At 65.2% G+C, this 21,037-nt stretch carries 19 protein-coding genes; 6 read left to right on the top strand and 13 right to left on the bottom strand.

The window, feature by feature from the left end; genetic code table 11:
* Position 1 precedes the first annotated feature (1 nt).
* From H8B02_RS24185 to H8B02_RS24170, 4 genes are read left to right on the top strand one after another with little or no spacing between them, the layout of a single operon-like run.
* A complete protein-coding gene (locus H8B02_RS24185; protein ID WP_229168585.1) occupies positions 2 to 3,286 on the top strand; it encodes an efflux RND transporter permease subunit in 3,285 nt (1,094 codons plus the stop codon).
* The gene (locus tag H8B02_RS24180) at positions 3,287 to 4,774 is read left to right on the top strand and encodes an efflux transporter outer membrane subunit (protein ID WP_229168584.1); all 1,488 of its coding nucleotides are present in this window, start codon (positions 3,287 to 3,289) and stop codon (positions 4,772 to 4,774) included.
* 8 nt (positions 4,775 to 4,782) lie between these two features.
* Positions 4,783 to 5,094, top strand: coding sequence for a hypothetical protein (locus H8B02_RS24175; RefSeq protein ID WP_229168583.1), 312 nt, complete (start codon positions 4,783 to 4,785; stop codon positions 5,092 to 5,094).
* A gap of 11 nt (positions 5,095 to 5,105) precedes the next feature.
* Entirely contained in the window at positions 5,106 to 5,456 is a 351-nt protein-coding gene (locus H8B02_RS24170) for a BA14K family protein (RefSeq protein ID WP_229168582.1), read from the top strand.
* Positions 5,457 to 5,481: 25 nt separating this feature from the next.
* Here the strand turns inward: H8B02_RS24170 and H8B02_RS24165 are convergent, their stop codons facing one another.
* The 12 genes from H8B02_RS24165 to H8B02_RS24110 all read right to left on the bottom strand — a co-directional run bounded on the left by H8B02_RS24165 (position 5,482) and on the right by H8B02_RS24110 (position 16,584).
* A complete protein-coding gene (locus tag H8B02_RS24165; RefSeq protein ID WP_229168581.1) occupies positions 5,482 to 5,859 on the bottom strand; it encodes a hypothetical protein in 378 nt (125 codons plus the stop codon).
* Positions 5,784 to 6,158, bottom strand: a complete 375-nt coding sequence (locus H8B02_RS24160) for a hypothetical protein (RefSeq protein WP_229168580.1) — start codon at positions 6,156 to 6,158, stop codon at positions 5,784 to 5,786. The genes H8B02_RS24165 and H8B02_RS24160 overlap by 76 nt, the downstream gene beginning before the upstream one ends.
* A 254-nt stretch (positions 6,159 to 6,412) precedes the next feature.
* The gene (locus tag H8B02_RS24155; RefSeq protein ID WP_229168579.1) at positions 6,413 to 7,504 is read right to left on the bottom strand and encodes a sensor histidine kinase; all 1,092 of its coding nucleotides are present in this window, start codon (positions 7,502 to 7,504) and stop codon (positions 6,413 to 6,415) included.
* The gene (locus tag H8B02_RS24150) at positions 7,501 to 7,941 is read right to left on the bottom strand and encodes a response regulator (protein WP_229168578.1); all 441 of its coding nucleotides are present in this window, start codon (positions 7,939 to 7,941) and stop codon (positions 7,501 to 7,503) included. Before H8B02_RS24150 ends, H8B02_RS24155 begins: the two co-directional genes overlap by 4 nt.
* Positions 7,938 to 9,479 (bottom strand): sensor histidine kinase, encoded by a 1,542-nt coding sequence (locus tag H8B02_RS24145; RefSeq protein WP_229168577.1) that lies wholly within the window; start codon positions 9,477 to 9,479, stop codon positions 7,938 to 7,940. The genes H8B02_RS24150 and H8B02_RS24145 overlap by 4 nt, the downstream gene beginning before the upstream one ends.
* 100 nt (positions 9,480 to 9,579) lie before the next feature.
* Entirely contained in the window at positions 9,580 to 10,938 is a 1,359-nt protein-coding gene (gene accC / locus H8B02_RS24140; RefSeq protein WP_229168576.1) for an acetyl-CoA carboxylase biotin carboxylase subunit, read from the bottom strand.
* 24 nt (positions 10,939 to 10,962) lie between these two features.
* A complete protein-coding gene (accB, locus tag H8B02_RS24135) occupies positions 10,963 to 11,457 on the bottom strand; it encodes an acetyl-CoA carboxylase biotin carboxyl carrier protein (protein ID WP_229168575.1) in 495 nt (164 codons plus the stop codon).
* Positions 11,458 to 11,509: 52 nt separating this feature from the next.
* Positions 11,510 to 11,983, bottom strand: coding sequence for a type II 3-dehydroquinate dehydratase (gene aroQ, locus H8B02_RS24130; protein ID WP_229168574.1), 474 nt, complete (start codon positions 11,981 to 11,983; stop codon positions 11,510 to 11,512).
* Between the two features lie 312 nt (positions 11,984 to 12,295).
* Positions 12,296 to 13,108, bottom strand: a complete 813-nt coding sequence (locus tag H8B02_RS24125; protein ID WP_229168573.1) for a DUF1236 domain-containing protein — start codon at positions 13,106 to 13,108, stop codon at positions 12,296 to 12,298.
* A 124-nt stretch (positions 13,109 to 13,232) separates the two neighbouring features.
* A complete protein-coding gene (locus H8B02_RS24120) occupies positions 13,233 to 14,177 on the bottom strand; it encodes a hypothetical protein (RefSeq protein WP_229168572.1) in 945 nt (314 codons plus the stop codon).
* Positions 14,178 to 14,311: 134 nt separating this feature from the next.
* Positions 14,312 to 15,079: a DsbA family protein gene (locus tag H8B02_RS24115; RefSeq protein ID WP_229168571.1), complete on the bottom strand. Its 768-nt coding sequence runs from the start codon at positions 15,077 to 15,079 to the stop codon at positions 14,312 to 14,314.
* Between the two features lie 86 nt (positions 15,080 to 15,165).
* On the bottom strand, positions 15,166 to 16,584 hold the full coding sequence (locus tag H8B02_RS24110) for a M48 family metalloprotease (RefSeq protein ID WP_229168570.1): 1,419 nt from the start codon (positions 16,582 to 16,584) through the stop codon (positions 15,166 to 15,168).
* 226 nt (positions 16,585 to 16,810) lie between these two features.
* On the opposite strand from H8B02_RS24110, the gene H8B02_RS24105 reads away from it, so the two are divergent.
* Entirely contained in the window at positions 16,811 to 17,998 is a 1,188-nt protein-coding gene (locus H8B02_RS24105) for a pyridoxal phosphate-dependent aminotransferase (protein WP_229168569.1), read from the top strand.
* A 185-nt stretch (positions 17,999 to 18,183) separates the two neighbouring features.
* Positions 18,184 to 19,518 (top strand): dicarboxylate/amino acid:cation symporter, encoded by a 1,335-nt coding sequence (locus H8B02_RS24100; protein WP_229168568.1) that lies wholly within the window; start codon positions 18,184 to 18,186, stop codon positions 19,516 to 19,518.
* 103 nt (positions 19,519 to 19,621) lie between these two features.
* Here the strand turns inward: H8B02_RS24100 and H8B02_RS24095 are convergent, their stop codons facing one another.
* Positions 19,622 to 20,854 carry an NAD(P)/FAD-dependent oxidoreductase gene (locus H8B02_RS24095; RefSeq protein WP_229168567.1) on the bottom strand — a complete coding sequence of 411 codons (1,233 nt, stop codon included), beginning with the start codon at positions 20,852 to 20,854 and terminating at the stop codon, positions 19,622 to 19,624.
* Between the last annotated feature and the right edge of the window lie 183 nt (positions 20,855 to 21,037).

Raw genomic sequence — 21,037 nt, 5'->3', positions numbered from 1 at the left:
CATGGATCCGTCGACGCGCTTCATCCGCCGGCCGGTCGCAACCACGCTGTTGACGTTCGGGCTTGCGGCGGCCGGCCTTGTCGCGTTCTTCAAGCTGCCGGTGTCGCCGCTGCCGCAGGTGGATTTTCCGACCATCTCGGTGCAGGCGACGCTGCCCGGCGCCAGCCCGCAGGACGTCGCGACCACGGTCGCCAGCCCGCTTGAACGGCATCTCGGCCAGATCGCCGATGTGACGGAGATGACGTCGTCGAGCTCGGTCGGTTCGACCCGGATCACGCTGCAGTTCGGGTTGAATCGCGACATCAACGGCGCGGCGCGGGACGTGCAGGCCGCGATCAATGCGGCACGGGCCGATCTGCCGACCAGCCTGCGCAGCAATCCGACCTACCGCAAGGTCAACCCGGCGGATGCGCCGATCCTGATCCTGACGCTGACGTCGGATACGCTGACCCGCGGCGATCTCTACGATGCCGCCTCCACGGTGCTGGCGCAGAAGCTGTCGCAGGTCGAGGGCATCGGCGAGGTCGTGGTCGGCGGCAGCTCGCTGCCTGCCGTGCGCGTCGACCTGATCCCCCAGGCGCTCTACAAATACGGCATCGGGCTCGAAGACGTCCGCGCGGCGCTGTCGAGTGCCAACGCCCATAGCCCCAAGGGCGGCATCGATGTCGGCGACCAGCGCTACCAGATTTACGCCAACGACCAGGCCAACAAGGCCGACGACTACAGATCGCTGATCGTCGCCTATCGCAATGGCGCCCCGGTTCACCTCTCGGACGTCGGCGAGGTGGCCGACGGAGTCGAGAATCTGCGCAATGCTGGGCTCGCCAACGGCAAGCCGGCGGTGCTGCTCATCCTCTACCGCCAGCCGAACGCCAACATCATCTCGACCGTCGACCTGGTGAAGGGGCTGATGCCGCAATTGCAGGCATCGATTTCGCCGGCGATCGACATTGGCCTTGCGGTGGATCGCTCGACGACCATCCGCACCTCGCTCCGCGACGTCGAGCGAACGCTGGTTCTGGCGGTGATGCTGGTCATCATCGTGGTGTTCGCGTTCCTGCGCAATTTGCGCGCCACCTTGATTCCGGTGGTGGCGGTCTCGGTGTCGCTGGTCGCGACCTTCGGGGCGATGTACCTGATCGGCTACAGCCTCGACAATCTGTCGCTGATGGCGCTGACGGTGGCGACCGGCTTCGTGGTCGACGACGCCATCGTCGTGCTGGAGAACGTCACCCGCTACATCGAGGAGGGCCTGAGCCCGCTCGAGGCGGCGCTGAAGGGCGCCAACGAGGTCGGCTTCACCGTACTGTCGATGAGCATCTCGCTGATTGCGGTGTTCATACCGATCCTGCTGATGGCCGGCATCGTCGGGCGGCTGTTCCGCGAATTCGCGATGACGATCTCGATCTCGATCCTGATCTCGCTCGCGGTCTCGCTGGCGACCACCCCGATGATGTGCGCCGTGCTGCTCAAGCCGGACAGCGGCGGCCACGGCCGGCTCTATTGGGCCAGCGAGCGCTTATTCGAGGCGATGCTGAATTTCTACCGCAGGACGCTGATCGCGGCGCTGCAACATCCGCTCTCGGTGATGCTGATCCTGGCGGCGGTGTTCGGCCTCAACTTCTATCTCTACGAGGTGATCCCGAAGGGCTTCTTCCCGCAGCAGGACACCGGGCGGCTGGTCGGCTCGATCCAGGCCGACCAGAGCGTGTCGTTCCAGCTGATGCAGCAGAAGCTCGCGCAGTTCGTCGGCATCATCCAGAAGGATCCGGCGGTGGAGACGGTGGTCGGCTTCACCGGCGGCGGCCAGACCAATTCCGGTTTCGTGTTCGTCTCGCTGCGTCCGCTCGACCAGCGCAAGATCGGCGCTGACGGTGTGATCTCACGTCTGCGCCGCGAGATGGCGGTGGTGCCCGGCGCGAGCCTGTTCCTGCAGGCGGTGCAGGATATCAGGGTCGGGGGCAGGGCCTCAAACGCGCAGTATCAGTACACGCTGCAGGGCTCGACGCTGGAGGAGCTCAATGACTGGACGCCGAAGATCGCCGCGGCCTTGCAACGCGATCCGAACCTCGCCGACGTCAACAGCGACCAGCAGAACAAGGGTCTGGAATCCGACCTCGTGATCGACCGCGATGCCGCGGCCCGGCTCGGCATCACCGTGAGCCAGATCGACAACACCCTCTACGACGCGTTCGGCCAGCGTCAGGTGTCGACGATCTATGTCGCGCGCAACCAGTACCATGTCATCATGGAGGTCGCGCCGCGCTACTGGCAGAACCCCGAGACGCTGAAGGACGTCTACATCAGCACGTCGGGCGGATCGGTCGGCGGCTCGCAATCGACCAACGCGGTGGCTGGCACCGTGGTGGCGACGGGAACCTCGAGCGCCGCCAACTCGGCCAATGCCCAGGCCGCGCGCAACCAGGCCACCAATTCGATCGGCTCGACCGGGAAGGGCGTGGCCTCGACCGGATCGGCCGTCTCGACCAACAGCGAGACCATGATCCCGCTGTCCGCGGTGGCGGAGTTCAAGCAGGGCGCGACGCCGCTTGCGGTCAATCACCAGGGCCTCCTGGTCGCCAACACCATCTCGTTCAACCTGCCGCCGAACGTGTCGCTGAGCACCGCGGTCGGCAGCATCGAGACGACCATGAACCGGATCGGCGTTCCGGCCACGATCCGCGGCACCTTCCAGGGCTCCGCCAAGGCGTTCCAGGATTCGCTCAGCAACCAGCCGTTCCTGATCCTGGCCGCGATCGTCACGATCTACATCGTGCTGGGCGTGCTCTATGAGAGCTACGTCCATCCGCTGACCATCTTGTCCACACTGCCTTCCGCAGGTGTGGGTGCCTTGCTGGCGCTGATGGCATTCAAGACCGAGTTCAGTATCATGGCGCTGATCGGCGTCATCCTGCTGATCGGCATTGTGAAGAAGAACGCCATCATGATGATCGACTTTGCGCTGGACGCGGAACGCAGGCGCGGGCTGGAGCCGCTCGAGGCGATCAAGGAGGCATGCCTGCTGCGTTTCCGTCCCATCATGATGACGACGATGGCCGCACTGCTCGGCGCCGTGCCGCTCGCGATCGGGATGGGCGACGGCGGCGAGCTGCGGCAGCCGCTCGGCATCGCCATCGTCGGCGGCCTGATCCTGAGCCAGGTCCTGACGCTCTACACGACGCCGGTCATCTACCTCTATCTCGACCGGTTCCGCTTGTGGGCCCTGCGCTTCCGCCGCGGCGGCGCCATGCGGATGCCGGGCTCCTCACTTCAACCGGGCGAGTAAATGCCGACAGGTGCAGCGTTGCATAGTCTTCGAATATTGCGGAAACCGGTCCGGTTTCGCCGCGTGGCCGCGTTCGGCGGCCTCGGCCTTGGTCTGAGCCTTGGCCTGACCGGCTGCATCCCCGGGGTGGAGAAACCCGAGCTCAGTCTCGAAGTGCCGGCGAGCTATCGCGCCGCCGCCAAGGGCGATGCCGACGCCGCCGTTCCGGCGCTCGCCTGGTGGCGCGGCTTCCGCTCGCCCGAACTGACCGGGCTGATGGAATCCGCGCAGCTCTACAATCTCGATATCGCGGTGGCGATCGCCCAGATCGTGCAGGCCGACGCGCAGGCCGGCGTGTCCGGCGCCGCGCTGCTGCCGTCGATCTCGGGATCGGCGAATGCGGAGCGTCAGAAGGTCGCGACCGGATCGAGTTCGTCGCTCGGCGGGAGCAGCGGCACGTTCTCGCAGTACAGTCTGGGGCTGAGCGCGAGCTACATCGTCGATTTCTGGGGCAAGAACCGCGCGACGTTGTCGGCGTCGGAGGAGAGCGCGACGGTTGCCCGCTACAATCGCGAGGTGGTCGCGCTGACCACGATGGCGACGGTGGCCAACACCTATTTCCAGGTGCTGGCGGCGCAGGACCAGATCAAGGCCACCCGGCGCAATCTGGCGGCGGCCGAGCGCATCCTGGCTTTGATCAAGTCGCAATTCGCCGGCGGCACCGCCTCGCAGCTCGACCTGTCGCAGCAGGAGGCACTGGTCGCCACGCAGCGCGCGGCGATCCCGCCGCTCGAGGTGACGCTGGGGCAAAACACTGCGGCGCTGGCGCTGCTGGTGGCGCGCGCGCCGGCCGATTTCTCGGTGCGCGGCGGCAGCACCACGCAGATCTCGGTGCCGCGCATCACGCCGGGAATGCCGTCGGAATTGCTCTACCAGCGGCCTGACGTCCGTCAGGCCGAGGCGCAGCTCGCGGCCTCCAATTTCAGCGTCGACGCGGCGCGGGCGGCGTTCTTCCCGCAGATCCAGCTGACCGGCACCACGGGCTTCCAGAGTGCGGCGCTCGCCTCACTGTTTGCGCCGGGCGCCTGGTACTACACGCTCGCGGCCGGGCTGACCCAGCCGCTGTTCGACGGCTTCCTGCTGGAGAGCCAGCTCAAGCTCGCCAAGGGCCAGCAATTGCAAAACCTGCAGGCCTATCGCAAGGCGGTGCTGTCGGCCTTTGCCGATGTCGAGAAGGCGCTGATCGCGTTGCAGAAGTATACGTTGCAGGAGCGGCTGCAGTCCGACGTGGTGGCGAGCTCGCGCAAGGCGTTCGAGGTCTCCGAGACGCAGCTGCGCGGCGGCACGGTCAATCTCATCACGGTGCTGCAGACACAGCAGACGCTGTTCACGGCCGAGCTCAACCTGGTGTCGGTGCGGCTCAACAAGCTGCTGGCAGCAAGCAGCCTGTTCCAGGCACTCGGCGGCGGCTGGACGCCGGCCGGCACGCTCGCGGCGGCAGTGCCATGAGGTCGGTCATGCAGCGGTTCGTCACACTGTGCGTCGTCACTCTCGTCATCGCGCTCGGCGCGCCGGCCGGCATGGCCCGTGCGCAGCAGCGGCCACCGAACAGCATTCCGCTCGCCTTCGGCATGAGCGCCGACCAGGCCAGCCAGTCGCTCGGCGTTCCCCTGAACTATGTTCGCGGCACGCCGGGCAATGAATTGTTCGTCGCGCTGCCCAATGTCAGGGGCAGCGTGCTGTCGCGGCGCAGCGACGGGCTCTATCTGCAGTTCGGCAAGGGACGCCTCATCGCCTGGAGGGGCGACTGGGGGACCATTCCGCAATGAGGGCCTTCGCCATGACCGCTATCAGAGCATTGATCGCCTGCGCCGCCATCGCGCTCGGCACCGCCGCTGCCTCGGCCCAGAACTTGTCTCAGGACTTTGCGCCGCAACGGCCGCTGCGTTACGGCAGCACCGGCGGTGCGTATTTCGACGGCAGGAACGACGACCGCGACTTCCGCAGCAACGGCTCTTTTCCGGGCAGCTTTGCCGCCGATCCGTTCAGCGCGGGCTTCGGCGCGGCAGGCCTGTTCGGTTCGACGCCATGGCACTCGGCGCGGCCCTATCCGTCGCAGGTGATCTTCGGCGCGCCATGTCAGGATTGCCGTCCGCATCGCACGCGGCGGCACCGCGATCGGGCTGATTGAGGGGCTGGGGAAGCGGAAGGCGCTTCTAGCTTTTGCGCAGAAGGTCGTCGATGATGCGCAGCTTCATCCAGCCGGCCTTGTCGATAATCTCCCTGCGCAGCGTGTCCTTTTCCATCTCATATTGCTCGCGCGAGATGTCGCGGCCGGCGCTCGCGGTGATTCCGAACGTCTTGAGCAAGGCGTTGTGCCGCGCCTCCCACCCGATCACATGCTCGGTCATGAGCTGCGTCACCGCCGGAAGGAAGCCGGGATGGCCTGCCAGGCCGCATGTTTCCGTGGTCTGCGGATCTTCCGCCAGCATGATCACGTTCCACTCGTCGTAGCCGATCAGATCCAGCTGCGCGTAGAGAAACGCGCCATGCGGCCCGTCCCAGATCTTGTGGTCGATGACCAGGAACGGCAACGCATGGCAGTGGCCGTGGCGCGCGTCATGTCACGGTTGAAACTCTCGGTGCGCTCCTGCAGCCGTTGGTTGGCCGCAGCAAACACGGCGAGGCGATTGTCCGCCGTCGGCACGATGCTGGCTGCGTCGTCGGGCGCGAATCCCGCATCGCGCAGCATCGGCCCGATCCGCGGATCTTCCCACTGCCTCCTGTGAAAGGCGGGTGCCGCGCCGTCGGCACCCGGTGCCGGACGCACGGGCTCCCTGGGATCGCCCAACGTCGCCTGCTTCTTTCCAAAAACCACCCTGCGCTCGAACATCGTGCCGTTCCTGCCAAGCTGGGGGAAAAGCATGGCAAGCAATGCCCAGATTTGTCTTAACCCGGTCAGGGCCCGCGGCTGCGATCGAACAACAGGGTGACGCGACCGTTAAGGCCAACGCGAAAATTCGATCAATCCGCCACCGGCAGCAGGCAAAAGCGCGATGAGATTGGGTCGACCCGTCATCGCGCTTTAGCTCATTGTTTGAGCATGATCTTTTCGGAAAACCGCTTCACACTTTTCCGGATGATGCTCTAACTGGCAGCCACGCTTGTCGATTTCGCCGGCGCGGCGGTGACGCGGGCGAACCGCACCACGAAGCGGGTGCCCTTGTGGCTGGGGTCGCGCTCGACGCTGGCGTCGAGCTTGACGGCCATCGCTGCGACGATGCGCTGGCCCATCCCGGTGCCGCGTGGATCGGCCTTGTCGGAGAAGCCCACGCCTTCGTCGCTGATCGCAAGCTGCAAATCGTCCGCGTGCGGCTTCAGCTCGACATGGATCGGGCCGGCGCCGTCGGGATAGGCGTACTTCACGGCGTTCATCACCAGCTCGTTGACGATGATGCCGATCGCGACCGCGCGGTCGGGATCGATCTCGACCGGCTCGGCTTTCAGCGTCAGCCGCGACATCTTGTTGCCTTCGGCCGATCGCCTGAGATCCTCGAGCAGTGCCTCGAGATACTGGTTGAGCATCACCGTCTTGAAGTCGTGCGAGGTGTAGAGACGGCGGTGCACCTGCGCGACGGCGGCGACACGGCCCATCGCATTGGTGAGCGCCGCCTTGACATCCTGCTGGGTCGAGGAATTGGCTTGCAGATGCAGCAGCGAGGCAATGATCTGCAACGAATTGCCGACGCGATGGTTGACCTCGCGCAGCAGGACCTCGCGCTCGGCGGCGAGCGCGGCGTAGCGGTCGCGCGAGGCGTGCACCTCGGCCTCGGCCTCGTCGCGCGCCTTCTGGATCGCGGCCCGCCGGATCGCGCCGTTCACCGCGACCTGGAGCAGGGGGATGAATTCGCCCCTGACGTCCTTGACCAGATAGTCCGCCGCGCCGGCCTTCAGCGCGGTGACGGCAATCGCCGAATCCTGCGAGGCGGTGACGAACACCACCGGCGGCGCGTCAGCGATCTTGAGCATCTGCTCCAGCGTCTCCAGCCCGTCGAGGCCGGGCATGACCTGGTCGAGCGCGACGACGTCGATGCCGCCCTGGGCGAGCCGCTCGAGACCTTCCTGGCCGCTTGCGGCGTGCACCACCTTGTAGCCCGCGCGCGTCAGCCCGCGTTCGACCAGGCGCGCCAGCGCCGCGTCGTCGTCGATATAGAGCAGTGTCGGCGTTGCGCTGGTCATAGGGAAGCTGGCGGCACCTGAATCACGGAAAAGAACAGGCCAAGCTGGCGAATGGCGTTGGCAAAGCTTTCGTAGTTCACCGGCTTGGTGATGTAGACGTTGCAGCCGAGTTCGTAGCAACGCTTGATCTCCTGGGAGTCGTCGGTCGTGGTCAGCACGACCACCGGCGTCGACTTGAGATGCTTGTTTTCCTTGACCCGCTTCAGAATATCGATGCCGGTCATGTCAGGCAGATTGAGATCAAGCAGGATGAGCAGGGCATGACCCTCGCGCTCGACCGCGCTGCCATCCTTGCCGAAAAGGTAAGTCACGGCCTCTGTACCGTTGGTGAACGGGATGATCTCATTATTGACACCTGAGCGCCGGATATTCCGCTCAATCAAGCGGGCATGGCCCTCGTCGTCCTCGATCATGATGATGGTGACTGGATCGCTCATGATTCTTTGTCCCGGTTCTTGCCTGAGTTCTTGCCTGACCATTTGATAGGCAGCGTGATCGTGAACGTGCTGCCTTTGTGAAGTTCCGATGCTACCGACATGGTGCCGCCCAGTCTGCGCACAAGTGTGCGGACGTGGGCAAGCCCGATGCCCTGACCGGGCTTGTCCTGGGTTCCGGCGCGGCGGAACAGATCGAAGATGCGTTGGTGGTCCTTCGGATCGATGCCGCGGCCATTGTCGGTCACTTCGAAGATCGCAAAGCCCAGCTTGGTGCGGCCCTCGATCGAGATCTCGCCGGGGACGCCGTCCTTGAGGTACTTGAGTGCATTGTCGATCATGTTGGAGAAGATCTGCTCCAGCGCGAGGCGGTCGCTGACGAGATTCGGCAAAGCGCCGACCTCGACGGTCGCATTGGCCTCGGCCGCCTGGTGCGCGACCGTCTTGACGATGCCGTCGATCAGTTCGCGGAGATCGATCCGCTCCGGCTTGAACTCGCGGCGGCCCTCGCGGGTGAGATTGAGGATGGCGCTGATCAGGCGGTCCATCTTTGCGATCGACGATTTGATGAAGCCGAGCGATTCGTTGAAATCGTCGGATAGCTGCTTGTCGGAGCCTTCGAGCTCGGGCTCGGCCGCATCGGTCGCGTCTTCCGGCATCGCCGGCGCCAGCGACGCGGTGCGATTGAGCGTGGCGATGCGCTTGAAGATGTCGCCGCGCAACTCCTCCAGCTCGCTGGTGAAGCCCATGATGTTGACCAGCGGCGAGCGCAGGTCGTGGCTGACGATATAGGCGAAGCGCTGGATTTCCTCGTTGGCCTCGCGCAGGTCGGCGGTCCGTTCGTCGACGATGGTTTCGAGATTGAGGTTGCTGTCGCGCAGCTTGGCCTCGGCCTCGTCGCGCGCCCGCGAGGACTGCCGCAGCAGCACGAGAGAGAGGGCGGCGAGCGCCAGCACCATGCAGGAGCCGGCGATGGTGACGGAGGAGGCGAGCACCTGGGTCCTGTCCGCGGTCGCGGTGCGCGCCGCCAGCAGCCGATCCTCCTCGGTGCGCATGTCGCGGCCGATCCGGGCGATCGCCTCCAATGCATCGGCCGACGTGCCCTTGCGCAGGATGTCGACGCTGGTCGCGGCATCGTTGTTGTTGGCGCGCTCGATGGTGAGGGCGAACTCGGCCAGCCGTTGCTCGACAGCGGCCTTGAGCTTCGCGGCATTGGCGACCTGCGCCGGATTATCGACGGTCATCATCTGGAGATGGCCGAGCGCGGCCGGGAGCGCCGCCGCGGCCGACTGGTACTCAGACAGGTATTGTGGTGCTGACGTCAGCAGATACGCCCTGGTCGCGCTTTCGGCGCGCCTGACGTCAAGCAACAGATTGGCAACCTGGCTCTCCACCTCGACGGTATGGACGACCCAGGCGTTGTCCTCACGCGCCTTGTTGACCAGCAGGACGGACGCCACGCTGACCGCGACCAGCACGAAAAATCCCGCCGAGAGCAGCAGGATCTGTAACCTGGACCGGCGTCGTGAAACTGGTGTCACGACGGTCTCTTCGCGAGAGTGGGATTCAATGCGTCCCCGTGGAAAGCCAACAACCCTTTAGTACGTTTGAGCGGGGCGCTGGGTTCCACAAAGTTCCAAACTATTTCGGGGCGTCGGATGGCTGGCCGGCGAGGTACTGCTCCAGCCAATGGATGTGATAGTCGCCCTCGATGATGTCGGGCTCGCGCACCAGTGCGCGGAACAGCGGCAGCGTCGTCTCGATGCCGTCGACCACCATCTCGTCCAGCGCCCGGCGCAACCGCATCAGGCATTCGCCGCGGGTCTTGCCGTGCACGATCAGCTTGCCGACCAGCGAGTCGTAGTAGGGCGGAATCACGTAGCCCTGATAGACGGCGGAATCGATCCGCACGCCGAGACCGCCAGGCGGATGGAATTGCGTGATCCGTCCGGGCGAGGGACGGAAGGTCTGCGGGTTCTCCGCATTGATGCGGCACTCGATGGCGTGGCCGATGATCGCGATCTCGCTTTGCTTGGCCGGAAGCTCGCCGCCGGCAGCAATCCGGATCTGCTCGAGCACCAGATCGATATCCGTGATGCTTTCGGTGACGGGATGCTCGACCTGGATGCGCGTGTTCATTTCGATGAAATAGAATTCGCCGTCCTCGTAGAGGAATTCGATGGTGCCGACGCCGAGATACTTCATGTCCCGCATCGCCTTGGCGCAGGTCTCGCCGATCCTGGCGCGCGCCGCCGCCCCAAGCACGGGCGAGGGGCCTTCCTCCCAGACCTTCTGGTGACGGCGCTGCAGCGAGCAGTCGCGCTCGCCGAGATGGATGGCGCCGCCGCGGCCGTCACCGAGAATCTGGATCTCGATGTGGCGCGGCTTCTGCAGGTATTTCTCCAGATAGACCGAGGCGTCGCCGAACGCCGACTTGGCTTCGTTGGCCGCGGTCGAGAGCGCCAGCGCGAGATCAGCCTCGGTGTGCGCGACCTTCATGCCGCGGCCGCCGCCGCCGGCAGCCGCCTTCACCAGCACCGGGAAGCCGATCTCCTTGGCGATCGCCATGGCATCGTCGTCCGCCGTCACCGCGCCGTCCGAGCCGGGCACCACGGGAATGCCGAGGCGCTTGGCGGTCTTCTTGGCTTCGATCTTGTCGCCCATCAGGCGGATGTGCTCGGCCTTCGGCCCGATGAAACCCAGATTGTGGTCGGCGAGGATCTCGGCGAAGCGCGCATTCTCGGACAGGAAGCCGTAGCCGGGATGCACGGCGTCGGCGCCGGTGATCTCGCAGGCGGCCAGCAGCGCCGGGATGTTGAGATAGGAATCCTTCGACGGCGGCGGCCCGATGCAGACGCTCTCGTCGGCGAGGCGCACATGCATGGCGTCGGCGTCGGCGGTGGAATGCACCGCGACGGTGGAGATGCCGAGCTCCTTGCAGGCCCGGAGCACGCGAAGCGCGATCTCGCCGCGATTGGCTATGAGGATCTTGTCGAACATCGCAGCGCCTGACGTTGACGGAAGCTATTCAATGATGACGAGCGGCTCGCCGAATTCCACCGGCTGGCCGTCCTCGACGAGGATCTGCGTCACGGTGCCCGCGCGCGGCGACGGAATCTGGTTCATCGTCTTCATCGCCTCGATGATCAGAAGGGTCTGGCCGGCCGTGACCTTGGTGCCGACTTCAATGAACGGCTTGGCGCCTGGTTCCGGCGACCAATAGGCGGTGCCGACCATCGGCGAGGGCACGACACCCGGGTGCTTCGCCATGTCGGTGGCGGCAGCGGCGGCAGCCGGCACTGCCAGCGGGGCGGCGACCGCATGCACGGCTGACGGCACGGAGGCGGCGATGCTGATATTGCGCGCGACCCGAACCCGCAGGCCGGCGCGCTCGATCTCGATCTCGGTGAGGTTGGTCTCAGCAAGCAGCAGCGCGAGCTCGCGAATGAGGACGCTGTCGTCGTTCCTGGAGTCGTTCTTGGACTTTGCGGCTGGTTTGTCGTCTGGCTGGCGCGCCATGTTGTTTGATCCGAAATCTCTGTCTGGTGACGGGGAACGTCAGGATTGACGATTAAGTCTTTGCCTTCGCATCGATCTTGGCACCGATCCTGGTGGCGAGGCCGATGATCGCAAGCCGGTAGCCGTCGATGCCGAAGCCGCAAAGTGACGCGAAGGCGGCTTTAGCAGTGAACGAGTGGTCCCGGAAGCTCTCGCGGGCGTGGATGTTGCTGACATGGACCTCGACGGCGGGGATCTTGACCGCAACCAGCGCGTCATGCAGCGCGATCGAGGTATGGGAGTAGCCGGCGGCGTTGATGATGATGCCGACCGCCTTCTTGGCGTGGGCCTCATGGATGAAGTCGATCAGTTCGCCCTCGCGGTTGGACTGCCGGCAATCTGCGGTCAACCCGAACTGCCGCGCGGTGTCCGCGCACAGCTTCTCGACGTCGGCGAGGGTGGCATGGCCGTACGTCTCCGGCTCGCGCGTCCCCAACAGGTTGAGGTTCGGGCCGTTCAGCACATAGATCGTTCCGGCAGCAGCCATTTCCAAAAAGATTCCTGCCAAGGGTTCCGAAGGGGAAAGTGGGCCGGGTTATAGGTAACAACCGGCCGCAGGGGAAGTCTTTAGGTGAAATCGGAACGTCTTCAACAGCTTCCTCTGCCCTGTTAGATAGCTGCCATAACCTATGGAAATTGCTGATTAACCAAATCCCGAGGAAGGCGCGCCCGGGCTGTGCTCCGGCCAGCCATCCACTGGCGACTGCGGGGTGCAGCCGCATGCAAACCCCGCCCCTGAGGGGGCGGGGTTGAGATCGAGGCGAGGGCCCATCATGGCACCCTCGCGCCGAGGCCGAGGTCAGCCCTCGATGATGTAGACGATCTCATGGGTCTCCGGCTGCACGATGATGTAGCGGCCGTGGACCAGGATGAACTCGTAACCGCGCCACTGCGGGTAGATCGTCACGACGCGCTCCGGCACCGGGTAGAAGTGCACGTCAGTGGGAACGCGGGTGCCGACTGCCACGTTGAAGTTCACGTTGGTGGTTTCGGTGACGTGCTCCGACTTGATCGCCGTCGAGATCTGGGTGCGCTTCTCGGCCGGCGGCGCCGCGGTGGCCGACGTCGCCGCGTTGCCGGTCGTGGTCTGGGTGCGGCTGGTGTCGTTGGTCTGGGCGCGGTTGGTGTCGGTCGGGCTCTTGGTCTGAGCGTTCTGGTTGGTGGTGGCGCCGCTCTTGTCGCGGCTTTCGGCGGCGTTGTTCATCTTGCCGCTCTTGTCATGCTCCTCGGCCCTCATGTTGCCGCTCTTGTCGCGGCCTTCGGCCTTCATGTCCTTCGGGCCTTCCTTCGAACCTTCCTTGGCGCCCTTGGTCGCATCGTTCTCCGAGCTCATGCTCTTCGACTTCTGCGTGTTCTCCTGTGCACCCTTGGTGGCGGGGCCGGACTTTTCGGACTCAGCGCCCTTCATGCCTGGCGAGTCATCCTTCATGCCGCCCGTATCGCGCTGCATGGTGCCCGACGATGCGCCACCGGACGGTGCGCTGTGCTGCACGGTTGCGCCACCACCGGCCCCGGACTCCTTGTTGGCGCCGCCGGCGCCCTGTGCATTCGCGAAACCAGTACCGGCGATCAGGGCCGCCGCAGCAACCGAAATCAGAAAGCGGTTAGACATCATATTCTCCTCGTTATTCAGCATTGCCCGCGCCGACAACGGGAGAGGATGTGCGATGTTCCTATTGATTAGCGGTTCCCTGCAGTTTGTTTCTTGTGTGAATGCGCGATGAACGATTTGCGCTTCAACCGCAGGCCCAGTCGAACTCCATGCTCGCAAGGTCGAGCTGGCCGTTGCCGCCGCCGAAATTGAATCCGCCGAAATGCTCTTCGATCTCGAGATAGGTCGCGCTGTATCTCGGCGTCCACTGGTTCGGAAACATCGTGCCGCCCAGATGGTTGCGGCCGTGCAACCGCTCGAGACCGCGTGCATTGCCTTGCTCGCCGTAAGGCGCGATGTAGTCGCCGAGCTCGCCCTTTTGCAGCAGATGATCGCGCGGCGGCTTGCCGACATTGGGATCGTCGTCGCGCAGCGCAAGCGCGATGCCGTAGGCGTGGTGCCCGGCCTCGGGGATGCCGCCGAACAGGCGGTACCAGTATGTCTTCTCCAGCGCGTCGATGCGGGTGCGGCCGACGTTGACGTCGAATGCCGTGCGCGCCGCGCCCTTCACGAGCCAGCGCGGAGGCGAATTGGTTTCCAGCAACGGATTGCCGGCAAGCTCCGGCGGCCGGCAGAGCGGTCCGGCGAACTCGGTCTCCGTGAGCCAGATCGCCACAAAATTGTGGTCGATGATGTCCTTCATCCGAAACTCCATCGGATGACGGTTCTGCCGATAGGCGAAGTAGGGCAGCAGATTGGGATCGGATGGACGCGCGATGGTCTCTGCCGCGAGATATTGCGCGACCGCGTCGATCTCGACGGGTTCGTCATATTGCTGATCGGCGAACATGGCCAGCGCGACATAGGCGTCACCCTTGGTGCGATACTGCGCCGGTATGCGCAGCGTGAAGCAGTGCTGCATCGGAAAGCCGTCATGCGGACTGAGCGGCCATTGCTCGGTCCGAATGCCCGGTGGCAGGCCGTAGCACCAGCCGTGATCGTGGTCGGTGCCACGCTGCGGCGCCGTCTTCAGGAGCGTGAGATCGTAGCCAAGGGTTGGTGGAGCAAGGGTTGGCAGGGCCAGGGGCATGGCGCGCGGCTTCCGTTGTTGGTGATGCCCCTTGGTTGCGGCCAGTGCGGAAGCGGTTCGGTGCCGCAAATAAAAAATCCGGCTGCCTGGCAGCCGGATTTTTCATGGATGGATGAGCGCTGTCGAAGCGACGATCAGCAGGTCGCCTTGCCGCAGCGGGCAAGGCCGATCTTCTCCTTGAGACCCTCGACACCGACCGCGCCGATCACGACCTGCTTGCCGATCACGTAGCTCGGCGTGCCGTTCATGCCCATGGATTCGGCGAGGCGGAAATTCTCCTCGATGGTCGCTTTCACCTCGGGGCTTGCCATGTCCTTCTCGAGCTTCGTTATGTCGAGACCGACCTCCTTGGCGACCGCCAGCGCGCGCGCCTTGTCGGCAGCGCCGCGGCCGCCCAGGAGCTTCTGGTGAAACTCGAGATACTTCTTGCCGGTCGGATCCTGCATACGCACGGCGACCGCGACCTGCGCGGCCTCGACCGAGCCCTGGCTCAGCACCGGGAATTCCTTCAGCACGACCTTCAGCTTCGGATCCGACTTCATCAGGTCGAGCATGTCGGACATCGCACGCTTGCAGTAGCCGCAATTGTAATCGAAAAACTCGACGAAGGTGACGTCGCCGTCCTTGTTGCCGAGCATGACGCCGCGCGGCGAGTTGAAGATCGTGTCGGCGTTCTTGGCGACGCTCTGCTCATGCTTCTCGGCTTCGGCGGCGGCCTGCCGCTTGCTGAGCTCGTTCATCGCCTCTTCGAGCACCTCGGGATGCGCGATCAGGTAGTTGCGCACGATGGTCTCGATGTCGCCGCGCTGGGTATCGTTGAAGCTCTGCGCGGACGCAGTCAGCGGCGCGGCGCAAATGCCGAGCGCGAGCAGGGCAGGGGCGAGAAAACGAAGCGCTGGCATGGCAAAATCCTTGTTCGAGGTGGCCCGAAATACGACAGGGCCGCGGGCCGGTTTCGGTGATCGTTGTACGGAACTACGGTTTATTTCTAGTTGTTTTTCTGACCCGGCATCGGCTTGGCGCTCACAATGTCGTCAGCTTTGACCCAACCGGGCGTGCCGATCGCAAACCGCGTCTTGGCGCGCGACGCCAGTTCGCGGGCGGTCTTGTTGTCGCCGCGGAGATAGGCGGCCTGCGCCGAGGCAAGGTCGGCCTGGGCGTAGTCGCCCTTGCGGCCGTAGGCCATCGCGAGCTGGGTATAGCCGAGCGGCGCCTCGGGCTCGCGCGCCACGGCGGCGCGCAGCATGTTGATCGCATCGTCGGTGTAGGCCTTGTTGTCGGAGGCGACCAGGGCCTGACCGAGCAGCATCTCGATCAGCGGCGAACTGCCGGAGAGCTGCACCGCGCGGCGCAGCGGCGCGATGGCCTCCGCCGGCCGGCCGCCTTCGAGCAGCGCCTGGCCGCGCAATTCGTAGAAATAGGGATTGTTGGGCTGGACCTGGATCAAGCCGTCGATCTGCGCGATCGCCGAACGCAGATCGCCGTGCAGATAGGTGGTGATCGCGCGCGCATAGCGCGCCGGCAGGCTGGTGTTGGACAACGGATAGCGGCGGTAGACCGTGTCCTGCCGTTCCATGAAGCCCGAGATCTTGGCACGCATCATGTCGTGACGCAGCTGCAGTGCCGGATCGTCCTTCTTGTCCCAATAGGGGCTCGAGCGCGCCAGGTCCGCCAGCGCCGAGACACGATCGACCGGCATCGGGTGCGATTGCAGATAGGGATCGGCGCCGCGCGCGGCGAACAGGCTCTCGTCGGTGAAGCGCTTGAAGGTCTCATACATGCCCTTGGCGGACTGGCCGGTCGCGTTCAGGAATTTGACACCGGCGCGGTCGGCGTTTTCCTCCTGCTGGCGCTGGTAGGAGAGCAGCGTCCGCTGAATGACCGACTGCGGCGCCGAGATCGCGGCGGCACCGGCGCTGGAGAGGCCGTTTCCAACGCCGCTCGCAGCGCCTGCGGCCAGCGCGCCGACGCCGAGCAGCATCGCGATGATCATCTGGGTCTGCGCCTGCGCCAGCTGCTCGCGCATCTTGGCAAGATGACCGCCGGCCAGATGGCCGGTTTCATGCGCCAGCACGCCGATGATCTGGTTCGGCGTCTCCGATTGCAGCAGCGCGCCGTAATTGACGAAGATGCGGCGGCCGTCGGCGACGAAGGCGTTGAACGAGCCGTCGTTGATGATCACGATCTGGATGTTCTGCTTCTCGAGACCTGCGGCGCGCAGGATCGGCCTGGTATATTCGCGCAGCAGCTGCTCGGACTCGGTGTCGCGCAGCACCGGCGGGCCCTTCTGCTGGGCTCGCGCAGGGACGACGGGACTAACTGCGAGTGCAACCGCGGTGAGCAATGCGGTGAGCTTGAACGCCGTCGGTTTGAGGGTCCTGGCGCGAAGAGCGAGGCGGAACAGCATGGGCGATCTATCGGCGATTTCTGGCCACGCGGGGGCAAGGTCCGGTTCCCGACCCGACCGGGGCAGGCGCGTGGCGCAGTCTGTTGTTTTTGCAGTTCTTCTTCACGCGAACCGGGTATGCACTTGGCCTGAAAGCGTTATAAGGAGCCACCGAATGCGGCCAGTCTGGGGCGGTAGCCGGTGTGGGAACCCGAATTCGGCAGCGGCCGTGCAATAGCAGAAATCCATGCGTGAAGCGACAGCGAGAGACCGTGTGAGCAGCCTTTTGACAGCGTCCGGCCGGAGCGATGTTCCGCCGTTCATGGTGATGGACGTGATGGCCGCCGCGGCGCGAATCGAGGCCGCGGGCGGCCATGTCATCCACATGGAGGTGGGGCAGCCCGCCGAGGGCGCGCCGAAGCCGGCGATCGCGGCCGCGCAGGCCGCGCTTGCCGGCGGGCGGATCGACTACACCTCGGCGCTCGGCATTCCCAGTCTGCGCGCGCGCATCGCCCGGCACTACCGCGACACGTATGGCTGCGCGGTCGATGCCGAGCGCATCATCGTCACCACGGGCTCGTCGGGCGGGTTCATCCTGGCGTTTCTTGCGATGTTCGAGCCGGGCGACCGGGTCGCCGTCACCGTGCCGGGCTATCCGCCTTATCGGCACATCCTGACCGCGCTCGGCTGCGAACCGGTGCTGATCGAGACCTCCGGCGACACCCGCCACGCGCTGGCCGGGGAGGCGCTGCTGGCCGCCCATCGCAAGGCGCCGCTGAAGGGCGTGCTGGTCGGCAGCCCTGCCAACCCGACCGGCACGATGATGTCGCGCGAGGCGCTGTCGAGCCTGATGGCCGCCGCCGACAGCGCGGGCATCCGCTTCATCTCCGACGAGATCTATCACGGCCTCGACTACGCATTTCCTGCGGTGACGGCGGCGGAGCTGTCGCCGAACGCGCTCGTGATCAACTCGTTCTCGAAGTACTTCTGCATGACCGGCTGGCGCGTCGGCTGGATGGTGGTGCCCGACGTGTTGGTGCGGCCGATCGAGCGGCTGCAGCAGAACCTGTCGATCTCGGTGCCGACCTTGTCGCAGATCGCCGCCGAGGCGGCCTTCGAGGGCCGCGAGGAGATGGAGGCGATCAAGCGCGGCTATCAGGAGAACCGCCGCATCCTGATCGAAGGCCTGCCCAAGGCCGGGCTGACCAAGTTCCTGCCCGCCGACGGCGCGTTCTATCTCTATACCGACGTCTCCGACTTCACCGCCGACAGCTTCGCCTTTGCCAGCGAGATGCTCGAGAAGGCGCATGTCGCAGCGACCCCGGGCGTCGATTTCGATCCGATCCACGGCCGCGCCTTCATCCGATTTTCCTATGCGCGTTCCGCGGCGGAGATGCAGGAAGCAGTTGCGCGGATCGCGCATTGGCTTAAATAGCCCGCAATCTTCAAGAGCCCTCGGTCTTGTCGGTGAGATCGGTTTCGCAAGCGCTGGCCCCGGTGTCGGCGGAGCAGCACGCGACAAATCACCGCGGATAAACGGCAGGGCCGACACAGTTCCATTTGACTTGAACGGCCAAGTTGATCTTGGCTATTTCCGCCATTTCTGAGGGGGAGTGACACATGGCAGCGGCAACCGTTGCCACGGCTTCACCGGCGTCTGCCGGTAGCAAGCCGTGGTACAAGATTCTCTACGTCCAGGTTCTGATCGCGATCGTGCTCGGCGCGCTGGTCGGCTGGTTGTGGCCCAGCATTGCCACCAACGAGTGGATCAAGGCGCTCGGCGACGGCTTCATCAAGCTGATCAAGATGGTGATCGCGCCGATCATCTTCTGCACCGTGGTGTCCGGCATCGCCCACATCCAGGATGCCAAGAAGGTCGGCCGCATCGGCGTCAAGGCGCTGATCTATTTCGAGGTCGTCTCGACCTTCGCGCTGGTGATCGGATTGCTCATCGGCAATATCGTGAAGCCGGGCGCGGGCTTCGGCAATGCGGCGGCGAACGCGCAGGCGGTTGCCGGCTATGCCAAGCAGGCGGAGGCGCAGAAGAGCGTCGACTTCGTGCTGCACATCATTCCGGACACCGTGGTGGGCGCATTCGCGCAGGGCGAGATCCTGCAGGTGCTGCTGTTCTCGGTGCTGTTCGGCTTTGCGATCATGGGCCTCGGCGAGCGCGGCCACACCATCCGCTCGTTCATCGACGACGCCGCGCATGCGGTGTTCGGCGTGATCTCGATCGTGATGCGGGCAGCGCCGATCGGTGCGTTCGGCGCGATGGCCTTCACCATCGGCAAGTTCGGCACCGGCGCGATCCTCAACCTGATGGGGCTGATCGCGACGTTCTATCTGACCGCTGCGCTGTTCGTCCTCGTGGTGCTCGGCATCATCGCGCGGATTGCCGGGTTCTCGATCTTCAGGTTCCTGGCCTACATCAAGGACGAACTCCTGATCGTGCTCGGCACCTCGTCCTCCGAGAGCGCGCTGCCGTCATTGATGGAGAAGCTCGAACGCCTCGGCTGCTCGAAGTCCGTGGTCGGCCTCGTGGTGCCCACGGGTTATTCGTTCAACCTCGACGGCACCAACATCTACATGACGCTGGCGACGTTGTTCATCGCGCAGGCGCTGGGCTACGACCTCTCGTTCAGCCAGCAGCTCACGATCCTGGTGGTGGCGATGCTGACCTCGAAGGGCGCCTCCGGCATCACCGGCGCGGGCTTCATCACGCTGGCGGCAACGCTTGCGGTGGTCGATCCGCGGCTGGTGCCGGGCATGGCGATCGTGCTCGGCATCGACAAGTTCATGAGCGAGTGCCGCGCGCTGACCAATCTGTGCGGCAACGGCGTCGCCTGCGTGATCGTCGCATGGTGGGAGGGCGAGCTCGACCGCGACAAGCTCAATGCCAATCTCGCCCGGCAGATCGACCCGACCGACATGGAGACCGCGCTGACGACAGACTAGAGCATGATCCGGAAAAGTGTGAAGCGGTTTTCCGAGAAGATCATGCTCAAACATGAATCCAAGGCGCGATGAGGACTCATCGCGCTTTGGTTCGCGTCAGCGGTCAGAAGCGATCCAGCCGATACGGCGAGGTGTCCACCGAGGATGCCTCGCCGTTCATCGTTTCGGCCAGCACCCGTGCCGTCGCCGGGCCGAGCGTAAAGCCCTGATGGCCGTGACCGAAATTCACCCACAGCCCGCGATGGCGCGGCGCAGGCCCGAGCACCGGCAGCATGTCGGTGGTGCAGGGGCGGGTGCCGAACCAGGGCTCGGGCTCAACGCGGCTGCCGATCTCGATCAGCTCGCGTGCGGCCGCTTCGGCATGACCAAGCTGGATCGGCGTCGCCGGCGCATCGGGACTGGTCAGCTCCGCGCCGGTCGTGATGCGAATCCCCTTGGCCATCGGCGCCATCGCATACCCATTCGCGGTGTCGACCAGCGGCAGGTCGAGCGAACGGCCGCCCTGATAGTGCATATGGTAGCCGCGCTTGCGCACCAGCGGGATCCGGTAGCCGAACTTGCGCAGCAATTGCGGTGACCACGGCCCGAGCGTGACCACGACGTGGGCGGCATCGATCCGGCCGCCGGTCGTGTCGACCGACCAGCCGGTCGCGGTCTCCGTCAACGTCTGCGCGTCGCCGCGCAGCAGCGTCCCGCCGAGACGCTCGAACAATCCGGCATAGGCCGAGACCAGACCGCCGGGGTCCGACACGGTCCACGGCCCGAGCCAGTGAATGGCGCCGGGCAGGTCGTCGCGCAGCAATGGCTCGGCCTTGGCGAGCTCGCTGCCGTCAAGCACGCGAAACTGCACGCCGAAGTCACGCTGGTTCTCTTCGGCGACTGCGATCGCCTGCTCCAGTGCCGCCGGGTCGCGATGCAGCAGGCGATAGCCGGCGCGGCGGATCAGATTGTCGGCATGCGCATCGCGGATCAGCGTGTCGTGCTCCGCCGTGGCGTAGGCGATCAGGCGCGCCCAGGCGATGGTGGCTTCGCGGTGCCGTTCGGGCGTCGAGTTCCACCAATAGCGCAGCAGCGGACCGGCGTGCCGGGGCAGCGAGGCCAGGCGATAGCGCACATCGTTGGTGCGCCCCATCGCGATCCTGGCGAGCGTGGCGGGATCGCGCGGCATCGGATAGGGCCGCACCGCCTCGCTCTGAATGATGCCGGCATTGCCGTAGCTGGTTTCGCGGCCTGGTTCCTTGCGGTCGACGAGCGTCACCGACCAGCCGCGGCGTTGCAGGTGCAGCGCCGTGCTGACGCCCACCATGCCGCCGCCAAGAACGATCGCGCTTTGCATTCGGATCCGTCTCCGTCAGGCTCCGTCACGCCGGCGTCTGACGAACGGATGGCCTGTCCAATAAAAACGCCCGGCGTGAACCGGGCGTTTTGACTTTCAGGTGGCGCTAGTTGCCGCCGCCGCCGAAGCGGCGCGACCACCAGCCCTTGCGGGCCGGAGCCTCGGCCGTGGCGGCGTCCGGTG

The sequence above is a fragment of the Bradyrhizobium altum genome (assembly GCF_020889705.1).
Classification (GTDB): Bacteria; Pseudomonadota; Alphaproteobacteria; order Rhizobiales; family Xanthobacteraceae; genus Bradyrhizobium; species Bradyrhizobium altum.
The sequence above is the reverse complement of the archived record's forward strand: the minus strand, read 5'-3'. Positions and strand labels throughout refer to the sequence as shown.